A 13,726-nucleotide genomic window follows, 5' to 3' on the forward strand; every position below is an offset into this window, starting at 1 on the left:
TATGTCCAGCTTATCTAATTATGATCCCAGTGCAGTAGGTGTTAAAGGTTCCATCTTTGGATTGCCTTTCGGTGAAGAAGATTCAAGAATCATACTATTGCCTGTGCCATGGGACGCTACCGTTTCTTATTCGGCTGGCACGGCGGAAGGGCCTCAGGCTATTCTGGATGCTTCTGCCCAATTGGACCTTGAAGTAGTAGGAAGGGAAGCGCCATGGAAGCAAGGAATTTGGATGGCGCCAATTGATGAAACGATAAGAAACAAGAGTCAAAATTTAAGAACGCTTGTAGAACCATATATTGATGCCTTAGAGGCTGGAGAGGAGTATGCGGATATGGCAACTGTCATTGAGTCTGTAGATCAAGGTACGAGTGAATTAAAAACAAAACTTAAAAGTCAAGCTTTATCCTATCTTAATAAAGGTAAAATAGTAGGCTTGGTGGGAGGTGATCATAGTACGCCCTTGGGCTATCTCGAAGCGCTAAACGATAAGTACGATGACTTTGGGATTCTACAGATCGACGCACACCTAGATTTGCGCAAAGCCTATGAGGGATTCGAGCATTCCCATGCGTCAATCATGTATAATGCTTTGAAGTTATCCAATATTTCCAAATTGGTGCAGGTAGGGATTCGTGATTTTTGTGAGGAGGAAATGGAAATGGCAAATTCGGATCAGCGAGTGGCCGTCTATTTTGATCAGGAATTGAAATGGCAGCAGTTTGAAGGAACGACCTGGCATTCTTTGTGTAAAGAAATGGTAGCGCAGCTACCTGATAAGGTTTATATCAGCTTTGATATCGACGGGCTACAGCCTTTTTTATGTTCTGGGACGGGGACACCAGTTCCGGGAGGTTTGAGCTTCGAAGAGGCAGTTTATCTGATCCATCAAGTGAAAGCTTCGGGTAGAGATATCATAGGCTTCGATCTGAATGAAGTCGCTCCGCAAACGGACGACAAAGAATGGAATGCGAACGTAGGAGCGAGGGTGTTGTATGCGCTTTGTGGGGTGTGTAGTTAGTTTTTCTTATATGTCAAAAAGAAAAGGAATTACTACTAGAAATCAAATTTTAGCTGGGTGGACAGTGAGTATTTATACACTGGGGTCTTTGCTTTATTTAGCATACATGGTTCATAGATTCGGTAACTCAGATATAGAGTTCTTTCTTAATACAAGCCTAGTTTTATTTCTTGTGTTTTTCATCCCACATCTTGCCATTCACTTGAATTATTATTATTCTAATAAAAATGACTCTTTTGGTTATGATGATTTAAAACGAGAAGTTTCTTTCGAAAGAGATGGGCTTGTTGTTACTTATGAATTGGATAAAGTTGAATCTTTAACACAATTTAGATCTGGTCCATTTGCCGAAAAAAGGGCTAGGATGTTTCCTTGGGATAAATATAATTATTCAATAGTCAGATTTAATAGTGGTGAAGAAATCCTAATTACTAGTTTACTAGTTCCACAATTAGAACTTGATATTGATGATGCAAGAAAAACTTTGAATAAAAGATTCTATTGCTGGTCACCCAAGAGGTAAAGCATATTTCAGATAATGACCTATCCCTTATCCTTAAAAACCTGAACCAGCGCCGTCTCCGATAATAAAATATTTCAAAGTAGTCTTAATGGGACTTCTTGATTTATTTGTCTACATAATGTCGCAAAGAATCAACGTAGACTTTAGTCTTTAAGTGGGTCTTTTCCTTTATCGTATTTATTGATTCTTCATATAAAGAAATTAGCACTAATTCATGGCCACATAACTGAGACATTTGTAGATAGAATACCATTATCGTCAAATCAATTTCATCCATTCTGTGGGAATCCTTACTAAAATAAGTGTCCATTATTTTAGGAACAGTATTATCAGTAAGTGCTTTCTGAAAATCATAGGTTCTTGTAATAGATTGAAGGATTTCATAATCAAATTCCGAAAATATACCTGTTTCCTTAGAGGTCTCCCATGCACTACTGATGAGCATCGAATTGATTAACCCACTTTTATCCAATAGAGGGCTTAAATCAAAAAAATCAGCTTGTTTTAGCTCTTGTTCTAACTCAGGTTTTAACCCATTAGTAAGACTATCCAGTCTATTAATAACAGCTAGATGATCTTTATTCCAGCTTTTTATATTCCAATAATTCCGATAGAGCTCTTTGTGGATGCTTTCAATGGCAATTTCCTTTTCCTGAGTGATCTTATAATTTTCGGCAGTTTTGTTAATAAAGAGAGCAAATAGCACGCTAAATACAATCAAGATGCCATCTATGAAATGTTTTTTTGTTGTTGAGTTGGCCAAGGTTAAATCGATTAATTGCTAAGAAAAAGTTTTCATTTACCTAATCTAATCAATTTTACATTTTTAATAATTCAGATGCACCGATTTGGCGTGATATATTAGTTTTTGAATACTTGCACCGGTGCCGTCTCCGATATCAAATACTTTTTCTGATTACTCGTGAGTTCGCAAAGACTTCGTGTGCGACGGACTTCTAGTTTTCTGTACACCTTTTTGTTGAATAAGAACTTGGCGCCAGCTTCCACTTCCTTAAGTAAAAGCCCTGATTTATGCTCATCATAATTCCGCAAAGCCACAAATAAAGCCTTGTCAGAAGTACTTGTCGCCTTTGGGTTTTTCATATGTCGGGCGAGTGGACCAAGGACATCCATGGGGATGATGTCTTCCCGCAGCATGGGAAGCATCAGCTTCTTAAACTGCAATTTCCATTCTTGCCCATGAGGTGATACACTTCGTTGATGTTTTTCAAAGGTGAACAGGTGTGCCACTTCATGGATGTACGTTACCAAAAATGCATATGGATTCAAGTCATGATTGACAGAAATCGAATGTGATCTCGTTGCCGGATCGTAGCGATAGTCGCCGTATTTGGATTGTCGCTTTCGAGTGATTCGGAAATTAAAACCCAATTCACTCCAAAGCGAGTAACAATAATCCACCGCCTTTTCTGGCAGGTGGTTCTCAAACAATCTGCGATGTTTGGCCTCCGACAATCTTATTTCTGTCTAAAGTAGATTTTAATTGGCACCCCTCTAAAATCAAAATGTGAGCGCAACTTATTCGTCAAGAACCTTTCGTAAGGCTCTTTGATGTATTGTGGTAGATTACAAAAGAATGCAAACGAAGGCGTACGAGTTGGCAATTGCGTTACATATTTGATTTTGATGTGCTTGCCTTTGAGCGCTGGCGGTGGGTAGTGCTCGATTTCAGCCAGCATGGCATCGTTTAGTTCAGAAGTGGTGATTCTTCTGGTTCTATTGGTATTTACTTCGATGGCCAGTTCGATGGCTTGGAAGATTCTTTGTTTCTCAGTGACAGAAGTGAAAATGATCGGAATATAAGAGAGAGGATTGCCCAGCTTCTCTTGAATATCTTTTCTGAATTTATCTGCTGTTTTACTGTCTTTATCTTCAATCAGGTCCCACTTATTGACCATAATCATGATACCCTTTTTGTACTTGTCTGCCAGAGTGATGATGTTCATGTCTTGTGCCTCAAAACCACGCTCGGCGTCTATCATCACTATACAAACATCACTGTCTTGTAAGGACTGAATGGCGCGTAAAACAGAGTAAAATTCAATATCCTCTTTGACCTTGGCTTTCTTTCTGATTCCTGCGGTATCGGTCAGAATAAAGTCTTTGCCAAAAAGCTTATATCTGGTATTGATCGCATCTCTGGTAGTACCAGCGATGTCAGTCACGATAGACCGGTCTTTACCAAGCAGGGCATTCAGGAAAGACGATTTTCCAGCATTAGGTCTCCCTAGTATTGATATTCTTGGCACACCTTCTTCAGGGTTTTCGATATCACTATCTTCGAAATGTTCAACTACAGCGTCAAGCAAATCACCTGTACCTGCGCCACTAGTAGAAGCTATCACATGAATGTCGCTTTCTAACCCCAGTCCATAAAATTCATTGGACATCAAAGTCAAGTCTGGATTGTCTGCTTTATTAGCCACCACGAAAACAGGCTTTTTTAATTCTCTAAGTATGTTAGCAAAATCCTTATCCATGTCTGTCATGCCATCATGGCAATCAACCATGAATAGGATCACGCTTGCTTCATCCAAAGCTAGTTTTACCTGATCTCTAATCGCTTCTTCGAATATGTCGTCCGATCCAGTCACGTATCCACCAGTGTCAATTACAGTAAAGTACTTGCCATTCCATTGGCCAAAGCCATAATGACGATCACGTGTCACCCCACTCTCATTATCCATAATGGCTTTTTTCCTCTCGACGAGTCTGTTGAAAAGAGTAGATTTTCCTACGTTTGGGCGGCCTGTTATTGCTAGTATATTCGACAAAGCGATTTGATTTTTTTGAAGTCGCAAATTTAGACATAATAAGGTATTCGAAAGGATGATCCTTGATCGAATTTTAGTTTAGAAATGACTACCTCCAGTTTCTTGAAAATCGAGGCTAAATCATCTCTCGTTTAACAATTATTATCAATTGAGTTAATATTTTAAAATCCATGTTGATAATTCAACATAAGACGATTTGAAAAGCCAAAGTCTTTATAGATTTGTCGTATTAGAATAGTGAAAATCCATGTCGGCAGAAGAGGCAAAAAAAGAAATAGCATCCTTAAGCGAACAGATCAATTATCATAATCAGAAATACTATCAAGAGAGTATTTCTGAGATATCTGATTTTGATTTTGATCAGCTATTGAATCGACTCATTCAGCTAGAGACAGATTTCCCTGAATTGAAAAAAACAGATTCTCCTTCTCAGCGTGTAGGAGGAACTATTACCAAAAATTTCGAGACTGTCGTACACAAATACCCAATGCTTTCATTGGCCAACACCTATTCACCAGAAGAGTTGAAAGATTTTGACGGAAGGGTGAGCAAAGGTCTGGAAGGTGAAAGCTATGAATATGTCTGTGAATTGAAATTTGACGGTGTGGCTTTGAGTCTGACCTATGAAAAAGGAGAGCTCACGCGAGCAGTAACTAGGGGAGATGGCACCAAAGGTGATGATGTAACTGCCAATGCCAAAACCATTCGTTCGATTCCGCTGAGTTTAGCCGCCCAGGATGTACCAGAAAGCTTTGAGGTAAGAGGAGAGGTGTTCATGCCTAACTCCGTTTTTGAAGAACTAAACAAACAAAAAGTAGCTGATGGAGAGGAGCCTTTGGCTAATCCACGAAACACAGCTTCAGGAACTTTGAAGATGCAGGATTCTTCAGTGGTTGCTTCCAGGAAATTAGATTGTTATCTGTATAGTCTGATGACAGATAGAAATGCTGTGCCTACTCATTTTGACGCGGTAGAGTCCTTAGCCAAATGGGGATTTAATGTATCACCAACCTACAAGAAATGTAAGAGCATCGATGAGGTGTTGGAGTATATTGCACTTTGGGAAGAGAAACGTCATGAGTTGCAAGTAGAAACTGATGGCATCGTAATTAAAGTGAATAGCCTCAAGCAACAAAACGACTTGGGCTTCACTGCCAAAAATCCTCGATGGGCCATAGCCTACAAATACAAAGCGGAAAGCGCTACTACAAGATTGAATGGCGTGACTTATCAGGTGGGGCGCACGGGGTCAGTAACGCCTGTAGCTGAATTAGAGCCTGTTCTTTTAGCAGGTACTACGGTTAAACGAGCTTCCTTACACAATGCCAATGAAATCCAGCGACTGGGTGTTAGAATTGGTGATCAAGTGCACGTAGAAAAAGGAGGGGAGATCATTCCGAAAATCACAGGGGTTGACCTAGCTCAACGACCCAGTGACTCTGAGGAGCTTTTGTACATAGAAAATTGTCCTGAATGCGATACAGCTTTAGTGAGATACGAAGGCGAAGCCAACCACTATTGTCCTAATATAGAAGGATGTCCACCACAGATTAAAGGACGAATAGAACATTTTATTCATCGTAAGGCGATGGATATAGATTCTATGGGTGAGCAGACCATTAAAGCGCTGTTTGAAAAAGGATTGCTAAAAAATATTTCAGATTTATATGATTTGAAATATGAAGACTTGATAGATCTTGAAGGATTTCAGGACTTAAGTGTGAAAAATCTTTTAAAGGGAATAGAAGCATCCAAACAAGCACCATTCGAACAAGTGTTGTTTGGGATGGGAATTCGTTTTGTAGGGAAGACGGTGGCTGAGAAGCTAGCCATACACTTTAAGAACATGGATGCTTTGATGTCGGCTGATTTTGAATCTCTAATTGCAGTACCCGAAATTGGTGACCGTATTGCGGAGAGCCTCATTCAATATTTTGCCAAGGAAGAAAACCGTACCCTCATTCAAAAATTGAAAGCAGCAGGACTCAATTTTGAGGTTGACGAAAGTCAGTTTCAAACCAGTAGTGATGTGCTTGGCGGAAAGACATTTGTTATTTCAGGTGTATTTGAAAAATATGGAAGAGATGAGCTCAAAGGCATCATCAAAGACCATGGGGGTAAAGTGGTGAGCTCGATTTCAGGAAAATTAGATTATTTGGTTGCCGGGGATAAAATGGGACCAGCTAAGCTAGAAAAAGCAGAAAAACTCAACATCAACATCATATCCGAATCTGATTTCGATCAGATGATCAATTGAAATCCAGAAAATGATAAGAAAGATTTTATTAAAGATAAAGACAGGGTTAGCGCTAAAAAAGAATGATGCTATTCGCGTGTCTGATGCTTATAAGGAAGCTAAAAAGATTGGTTTGTTGTATAGTTTGGATGAAAATAGATCAGAAGAACTAGTGAAGGATTTGATTGAGAAATTTGAATCAGATCAAAAACAAATTAGTGCGATGACATTTGTGCCCGTAGCAGCCAAACTGAGTGATCCTGGTTATGCCTATTTTAATGAGAAGGATTTAAATGCTAAAGGTAATTGGTCTAAGGAAACAGTAAGCCAATTCAAAAATGAACCATTTGATTTTTTGGTTAGCTTGGATTGGAATCAGAATAAGTACACACAAAATATATTGGCTGGTTCGAAAGCTAAATGTAGGGTGGGAAGGTATGAAGAAGGCAAGGATCAGTATTTTGAAATGATGATTAACCCCAATGATGATAAATATGCGTCTTATCTCACGCAAGTGTATCACTATTTAACAAATGTAAGAAATGGATAAATTTAGAGGGACAGGAGTGGCGTTAGTGACGCCTTTTATGGATGATTTGAGTGTGGACTATGATGCACTTGAAAAGTTGGTTAATCATGTAAGCGATGGAGGTGTTGACTATCTGGTGGTCATGGGAACTACCGCGGAATCGCCTACATTGACTGGTAAGGAGAAGTTGGAAGTTTTGAAGTTTGTTAAGTCAAAAAATACTAAAAACCTTCCAATCGTATATGGTTTGGGTGGAAATGATACGCAGGCTTTGGTTGACAAATTCAAGAAGTTTGATATAGAAGTGGATGCCTTTTTAGTAGTCTGTCCATTTTATAATAAACCATCGCAGCGAGGCTTACAATTGCACTATGAGGCCATAGCTGACGTAGCACCAAAACCAATCATTCTTTATAATGTTCCAAAGAGAACTTCGGTTAATATGGTGACTAAAACCGTGATTGCATTATCTCAGCATCCTAATATTATCGGAATCAAAGAAGCGTCAGGGGATACGGTTGTGCAAGCGGAGGAAATTGCTCGTAAAATGCCTGACGACTTTATCCTTACCTCGGGTGATGATGATCTCATTACACCATTTATTAAATGTGGCGGGATAGGAGTAATTTCTGTAATTGCGAATGCATTGCCAGGACATACTTCTGATTTGGTCAATGCAGCACTTGCTGGAGACTTCTCCAAATCAAAAGTAATGGCCAATGATATGGAAGAAATGCTAAGACTGATATTCTCAGAAGGAAATCCAACTGGCGTAAAAGCACTTTTGCAACAAATGGGAATAGGCAACGGAAAACTTAGACTTCCCCTGGTTGAGGCAAGTGAATCTCTGCGGACTCAGATTGCCGAAGAGTACAAAATATTGGACACAAAAAAAGGGATGATATAATCATCCCTTCTTGTTTCTTATTAATCAGTGGATTAACCTTGGTTCTTGATGTCTTGAACTTCGATTCTGATTTCTTGAGCAAGATTCTTAAGCTCCTGCATTCCTTTTCTTACTCTAGTACCAGCAGCTTGATTCTTTTTATCGTAGAATTTTTCGAAATCTCCCTCTAAAGAAGCGATAAGGTCTCTAACTTCATTAAATCTTTTCATATTGTTTTACTATTTAAGGTTATTGAATATTAAACAAGAGTTGGCAATTTATACTAAAAAACCATAAATCAATGGCGTAGGCCATGTTTTTTAATAATTTTTTAAGTTATGCCAATTGTGTTATTTCTGCATCTCTATAAACACCTGCATCTAGCTTTTCTTTGATGGCCTCGAATACTGTAATAGTTTCCTTCACATCGTCCAAGCTGTGCGCAGCTGTTGGTATGATTCTGAGCATGATAACATCCTTAGGTACAACAGGATACACTATCATAGAACAGAAAATGTTATAGTTGTTTCTAAGATCAGTAATCATGTTGGCAGCCTCTTTCCATCCACCATTCAAAAGAACTGGAGTCACGGGAGACTGAGTTTTGCCTAAGTTAAAGCCTTTCTCTCTTAAGCCAGATTGAATGGCATTTACTATAGTCCAAAGTTTATCTTTCATCTCAGGACGCGTTTTCAAAAGCTCTAATCTTTTCAATGCACCGATTACTAGTGGCATTGGAAGAGACTTTGCGAAAATCTGAGATCTTACATTATACTTTAAGAATTCGATTACATTCTTATCACCTGCTACAAAGGCACCAATACTGGCCATTGATTTTGCGAAAGTAGAGAAGTAAAGGTCGATTCCATCCTGACATCCTTGCTCTTCACCTGTTCCGGCACCAGTTTTACCCATAGTACCAAATCCGTGTGCGTCATCTACAAGAAGTCTGAATTCAAATTTCTTTTTAAGCTCAATTACACCAGCCAGGTTGCCCATACTTCCCGACATACCAAAAACACCTTCGGTGATTACTAATACACCGCCGCCGTTTTCTTTGGCTAATTTCTCGGCTCTTACAAGTTGCTTTTCTAAGCTCTCCATGTCATTATGGAGATATACAAATCTTTTACCTACGTGAAGTCTCAATCCATCGATGATGGATGCGTGACACTCAGCATCGTAAACTACAACGTCTTTTCTGTTTACCACAGCATCAATGATGGACATGATACCTTGGTAGCCGTAGTTAAGCAACTGGCAAGATTCCTTCATTACGAAGTCACCTAATTCTTGCTCCAATTGCTCGTGATATTTTGTATTACCAGTCATCATTCTGGCACCCATAGGATAAGCTAATCCCCAGTCTTCAGTGGCTTTAGTATCGGCTTCTCTTACCTCCGGCATATTTCCTAACCCAAGGTAGTTGTTTAAACTCCAGGTTAAGACCTCTTTGCCTCTGAACTGCATACGAGGAGCGATTGGTCCTTCCAACTTTGGAAACATATAAAAATTAGTGTTGTCCATGTCGGAGTGCTGACCTAGAGGGCCTCTATCCTCATTAAATTTTTCAAATAAATCCATTAATTTGCTTTGATTTAATGCAACAATGCTGTTTTTAAAACGAGTGCAAAGTTAACATTTCTGCTAACATTTACGCAATATTATTTGATATTCCCGATAGCAATTTCTTTGCCAATATTTCATCTATATTCGCTATTTGATAGATGATTCGAACAATACTTTACCCCAAATGAAGAATATTAAGAAGATATTAATCGCCAATCGAGGAGAGATTGCCATTAGAGTAATTCGTTCTGCAAAAGAAATGGGTATCGCTACAGTTTCCGTTTTTAGCGAAGCTGACCGATTAGCCCCTCATGTAAAACTTGCTGATGAAGCCGTATGTATTGGGCCTGCAGCCTCGTCACAGTCTTATTTGGTAATTGACAAAATCATTCAAGTATGTAAAGATTTGAATGTAGATGCCGTACATCCAGGTTATGGCTTTTTGTCTGAGAATGCGGAATTCGCCAGGCAGCTCAAAAAATCCAACATCATTTTAATAGGTCCTTCGGCTGAATCTATGGAGGTTATGGGGGATAAGTTGGCTGCCAAGCAGGCAGTGGCTACCTACAATATCCCTATGGTTCCTGGTATCAATGAGGCTATTGAAGATTTGGAGCTGGCAAAGAAAGTGGCCAGTGAAATTGGATATCCGGTGCTTATCAAAGCCAGTGCAGGAGGAGGGGGCAAAGGTATGAGAGTGGTAGAAGAACCTGAGGGTTTGGAAGAGGGGATGACCCGTGCGATAAGTGAGGCAAAATCTGCCTTTGGAGATGGGTCTGTTTTTATCGAGAAATACATAGGCTCACCAAGACATATTGAGGTTCAGGTTTTAGGAGATGAACATGGAAACATTCTTCACCTTTTTGAACGTGAATGCAGTATTCAACGCCGTCATCAAAAAGTGATTGAAGAGGCGCCTTCATCTATTTTTAATGAAGAGAAAAGAAAGGCAATAGGAGAAACTGCTATCAACGTGGCTCGAGCATGTAATTATGTTGGTGCAGGAACAGTGGAGTTTATTGTGGATGAAAATCATGATTTCTTTTTCCTAGAAATGAATACCAGGCTGCAAGTGGAACACTGCGTGACAGAGGAGATTACTGGTATTGATTTGGTGAAGGAACAAATAAAAGTAGCTAGAGGCGAGAAGATAAGTTTTGCTCAAGATGATCTGAAAATCAATGGTCATGCGCTAGAGGTTCGTGTCTACGCAGAAAATCCTAAGAACAACTTTCTTCCAGATATCGGGAAACTAATTACCTACAAAAGACCGCAAGGACCTGGTGTGCGTGTAGACGACGGATATGAAGAAGGGATGGATATTCCTATTCATTATGACCCAATGATAGGCAAGCTGATTACAAAAGGAGCCACCAGGAAGGAAGCCATAGATCGCATGACTCGTGCTATTGATGAATTTCAGATCAATGGAATTGAGACTACTTTGTCATTTTGTAAGTATGCCATTAATCACGAAGCATTCGTTAGTGGTAATTTTGATACCAAGTTTGTGGACAATCATTTTACACCCGACGTTTTAGATGGGAAGAATGAAGAAGAAGAGAAAATTGCTGCAGTGATGGCAGTGATGGCATTGGCTGAAACAAATCCTACCGTAAAGAGTACCAATAAGAGTTCAAAACAATGGAAGGCTAGAAATACCTACCGTTAATAATAGTATAGAACTCTATGGCGGAAATAAAACCATTGCGCGCTTGGCGCTATAATGAAAAATTAGGAGAGCGTATTGATGAACTCACCTCTCCTTTGTTTGATGTAGTCTCCGAAAAGTATCGTGAGAAACTATATCAAAATGAATTCAATAGTATTCATATATCTGTACCTCAAGAAGGGCCAGACGGTGAGTTGTTGGATCGGAGAATTGAAGACTGGAAATCCAAAGGGGTTATCGTACAAGATAAGACTCCAGCTATATATGTATACTATCAGTACTTTAAATTGCCTGGTAACGATAAATCATTTTGCCGTAAGGGGTTTATATGTAATATCAGGCTGTACGACTGGGAAGAAAAAGTATTACTGAGACATGAGGATACGATGCCTCATTCAGTAGACGATCGTAAAAAACTTCTAGAACACACTCAATTGCATGTAAGTCCGACTCACGGATTATATACAGATCCCACCAATAGTATTGAAAAATACATGGACGATGCGATTTCATCTCCTGTGTATGATTGTGAGGACTATCAAGGTGTGAGAGATGTATTGGGAGTGATACATGACTATAAAGTCATTCAAGAGATCATTACACTGCTGAAAGACAAGCAAGTAGTCTTAGCGGATGGGCATCATAGATACCAAGGGGCGCTGGCTTACCTGCATGAACAACGTGAAAATAACTCGTCACATACTGGAGATGAGCCCTATAATTTTCATACCATGTATCTGACTAATATGGAGTCAGATGACCTTCGAATCTTCCCGACTCATCGATTGATTAGAAAAGTTAAAAAATTTGATCCAGAGAGTTTTTTGGAAAAACTCTCTGAGTATTTTTTAATTCGATCCTTAGATAATGAGGAAGATGTTTCGGAGGTGATTTCTGGAAAGAAGTGGGCCTTTGGATTGATGATGGGTGAAGAGGTGTATAAAATTCGCTTACGACAAGAGAAATACTACGAAATAGAGTGGGAGATCCCTGAGGTGGTGAAGCAGTTGGATGTTACTATTCTTCATTATTTTATTATGGAGAAAGTCTTGGGTATCAAAAAGGAAAAGCAGCCAAGTTCTAAAAAGATTAGATTTGAGCGCAGCATGTCAACCTGCATCAAAAAAGCGATTTCGGAAAAAGTTCAGGCAGCTATTATTACGCAAGAGATTCCTATGCAGACAGTAAAAGATGTCTGTTTCTCAGGCTATACGCTGCCACAAAAATCAACTTATTTTTACCCGAAGGTAATTTGTGGATACCTATTTGGATCAATTAAACCAGAAGACAACAATGCAAAAATTGATCGTAGCTTCTAACTCGGCTCGACGTCAGCAATTGATGAAAGATGCCGGATTTAAATTTGAAGTTCATGTGCTGGATGTAGATGAAGTGCTAGAAGCCGACATTTCGAATGAAACGGCTGCTGAATATTTGGCAGAGAAAAAGAACAAAGCCTATCGTGCCATATTCAAAGATGAAGTGATTATTACTTCTGATACAGTAGTGGTTTCAAATGGGGAGATTCTGGGTAAGCCCAAAGACGAACAGGAAGCATTTCAGATGATTGAATCTATGTCAGGAGGATCGCATCAAGTCATATCGGGTGTTTGTATATCCGGTCCGGGTCATAAAGTGAGTTTTAGCGATGTGACTCATGTTCAATTTGAGGAGTTGTCACCAGAAGAAATAAACTATTACATTGAAAACTATAAGCCTTTTGATAAAGCAGGTAGCTATGGTATCCAAGAATGGATAGGAATGATAGGGATTCAATCCATCCAAGGTTCATTTTACAATGTAATGGGATTGCCGATCAATAAAGTGTATCAAATCCTGTGTTCAGAATTTGGGATTTCACCTTTGGTTTGATTTATAAAAAAAATAGCTCAGGGTTTAAACCCTGAGCTATTTTATTATTAGGCGTCACTTCGACCGTAAGGGAGAAGTCCCCAGCCTTACAGCCAATAGAAGGGGATATCTCCGCTGCGCGTCGATATGACGTGTTTAAAACCTAAACAATCTTCCAGCTTCTCCCCAAGGAATCCTTGAGAGCATCAATACTAATGCGATAGAGAAGAAGATCAACTGTGCTTTGAATTTTTCAGGGTCTGTGGCTGCTTTTTTAGCTTTGGCTTTCCCAATAGATGCCGCTGCAATAGCCAACACCATCACGAAGGCATGTTCTACAGCCCAAAATCTAAGTGTCGCATTTTTCATAACAGACTCAGACCCTCCAAATGCCTGATAGGCATATGGGCTAACAAAATAAAGAATCAAGCCCAAGACAAAAGTCAGGTGCAAAGTGCCAACAAAGGCTGCGGCCAGACCTTTTTCAGATTTGCCATAGACCAAATTGCCATTCTTGCCTGCAAAGGATTTGTAGATGTTTATCAAGGCTAGGATTAAAACTACCCATCTCAACCAAGAGTGTGCAAAAAGAAGTACGTTATACATAGTGTTGAATTTCTAGTGAAGTGGCTAAGGTAATACAG

The 13,726-nt window shown here is 39.4% G+C and carries 14 protein-coding genes; 8 read left to right on the forward strand and 6 right to left on the reverse strand.

The annotated features are described in order from the left end of the window. The first annotated feature begins 1 nt into the window (after position 1). Positions 2 to 1,021 (forward strand): agmatinase family protein, encoded by a 1,020-nt coding sequence (locus tag R8N23_RS10255; RefSeq protein ID WP_318171504.1) that lies wholly within the window; start codon positions 2 to 4, stop codon positions 1,019 to 1,021. Positions 1,022 to 1,031: 10 nt separating this feature from the next. After that, entirely contained in the window at positions 1,032 to 1,544 is a 513-nt protein-coding gene (locus R8N23_RS10260) for a hypothetical protein (RefSeq protein ID WP_318171505.1), read from the forward strand. A 103-nt stretch (positions 1,545 to 1,647) separates the two neighbouring features. Here the strand turns inward: R8N23_RS10260 and R8N23_RS10265 are convergent, their stop codons facing one another. The 3 genes from R8N23_RS10265 to der form a co-directional block, all read right to left on the reverse strand. Continuing rightward, complete coding sequence (locus R8N23_RS10265) at positions 1,648 to 2,307, reverse strand: hypothetical protein (protein WP_318171506.1); 660 nt, start codon at positions 2,305 to 2,307, stop codon at positions 1,648 to 1,650. 98 nt (positions 2,308 to 2,405) lie between these two features. Continuing rightward, positions 2,406 to 2,996 (reverse strand): SprT-like domain-containing protein, encoded by a 591-nt coding sequence (locus tag R8N23_RS10270; RefSeq protein ID WP_318171507.1) that lies wholly within the window; start codon positions 2,994 to 2,996, stop codon positions 2,406 to 2,408. Positions 2,997 to 3,022: 26 nt separating this feature from the next. After that, a complete protein-coding gene (der, locus tag R8N23_RS10275; RefSeq protein WP_318171508.1) occupies positions 3,023 to 4,339 on the reverse strand; it encodes a ribosome biogenesis GTPase Der in 1,317 nt (438 codons plus the stop codon). Positions 4,340 to 4,586: 247 nt separating this feature from the next. Between der and ligA the strand changes: the two genes are divergently transcribed. From ligA to dapA, 3 genes are read left to right on the forward strand one after another with little or no spacing between them, the layout of a single operon-like run. Further along, positions 4,587 to 6,596 carry an NAD-dependent DNA ligase LigA gene (ligA, locus tag R8N23_RS10280; RefSeq protein ID WP_318171509.1) on the forward strand — a complete coding sequence of 670 codons (2,010 nt, stop codon included), beginning with the start codon at positions 4,587 to 4,589 and terminating at the stop codon, positions 6,594 to 6,596. Positions 6,597 to 6,606: 10 nt separating this feature from the next. After that, positions 6,607 to 7,125 (forward strand): DUF6913 domain-containing protein, encoded by a 519-nt coding sequence (locus tag R8N23_RS10285; protein WP_318171510.1) that lies wholly within the window; start codon positions 6,607 to 6,609, stop codon positions 7,123 to 7,125. After that, the gene (dapA, locus tag R8N23_RS10290) at positions 7,118 to 8,011 is read left to right on the forward strand and encodes a 4-hydroxy-tetrahydrodipicolinate synthase (RefSeq protein WP_318171511.1); all 894 of its coding nucleotides are present in this window, start codon (positions 7,118 to 7,120) and stop codon (positions 8,009 to 8,011) included. Before R8N23_RS10285 ends, dapA begins: the two co-directional genes overlap by 8 nt. 32 nt (positions 8,012 to 8,043) lie before the next feature. Here dapA and R8N23_RS10295 read toward each other — a convergent pair whose 3' ends face one another. Both R8N23_RS10295 and R8N23_RS10300 read right to left on the reverse strand, forming a co-directional pair. Then, the gene (locus R8N23_RS10295) at positions 8,044 to 8,220 is read right to left on the reverse strand and encodes a histone H1 (RefSeq protein ID WP_318171512.1); all 177 of its coding nucleotides are present in this window, start codon (positions 8,218 to 8,220) and stop codon (positions 8,044 to 8,046) included. Between the two features lie 106 nt (positions 8,221 to 8,326). Further along, positions 8,327 to 9,574 carry a pyridoxal phosphate-dependent aminotransferase family protein gene (locus R8N23_RS10300; protein WP_318171513.1) on the reverse strand — a complete coding sequence of 416 codons (1,248 nt, stop codon included), beginning with the start codon at positions 9,572 to 9,574 and terminating at the stop codon, positions 8,327 to 8,329. 169 nt (positions 9,575 to 9,743) lie between these two features. On the opposite strand from R8N23_RS10300, the gene accC reads away from it, so the two are divergent. From accC to R8N23_RS10315, 3 genes are read left to right on the forward strand one after another with little or no spacing between them, the layout of a single operon-like run. After that, on the forward strand, positions 9,744 to 11,231 hold the full coding sequence (gene accC, locus R8N23_RS10305; RefSeq protein ID WP_318171514.1) for an acetyl-CoA carboxylase biotin carboxylase subunit: 1,488 nt from the start codon (positions 9,744 to 9,746) through the stop codon (positions 11,229 to 11,231). A 17-nt stretch (positions 11,232 to 11,248) separates the two neighbouring features. Next, the gene (locus R8N23_RS10310; RefSeq protein WP_318171515.1) at positions 11,249 to 12,550 is read left to right on the forward strand and encodes a DUF1015 domain-containing protein; all 1,302 of its coding nucleotides are present in this window, start codon (positions 11,249 to 11,251) and stop codon (positions 12,548 to 12,550) included. Next, the gene (locus R8N23_RS10315) at positions 12,525 to 13,103 is read left to right on the forward strand and encodes a Maf family nucleotide pyrophosphatase (RefSeq protein WP_318171516.1); all 579 of its coding nucleotides are present in this window, start codon (positions 12,525 to 12,527) and stop codon (positions 13,101 to 13,103) included. The genes R8N23_RS10310 and R8N23_RS10315 overlap by 26 nt, the downstream gene beginning before the upstream one ends. A 135-nt stretch (positions 13,104 to 13,238) precedes the next feature. Here R8N23_RS10315 and R8N23_RS10320 read toward each other — a convergent pair whose 3' ends face one another. Then, positions 13,239 to 13,688 (reverse strand): hypothetical protein, encoded by a 450-nt coding sequence (locus R8N23_RS10320; RefSeq protein ID WP_318171517.1) that lies wholly within the window; start codon positions 13,686 to 13,688, stop codon positions 13,239 to 13,241. Positions 13,689 to 13,726: the final 38 nt, after the last annotated feature.

The organism is Reichenbachiella sp. (genome assembly GCF_033344935.1).
Lineage (GTDB): Bacteria > Bacteroidota > Bacteroidia > Cytophagales > Cyclobacteriaceae > Reichenbachiella.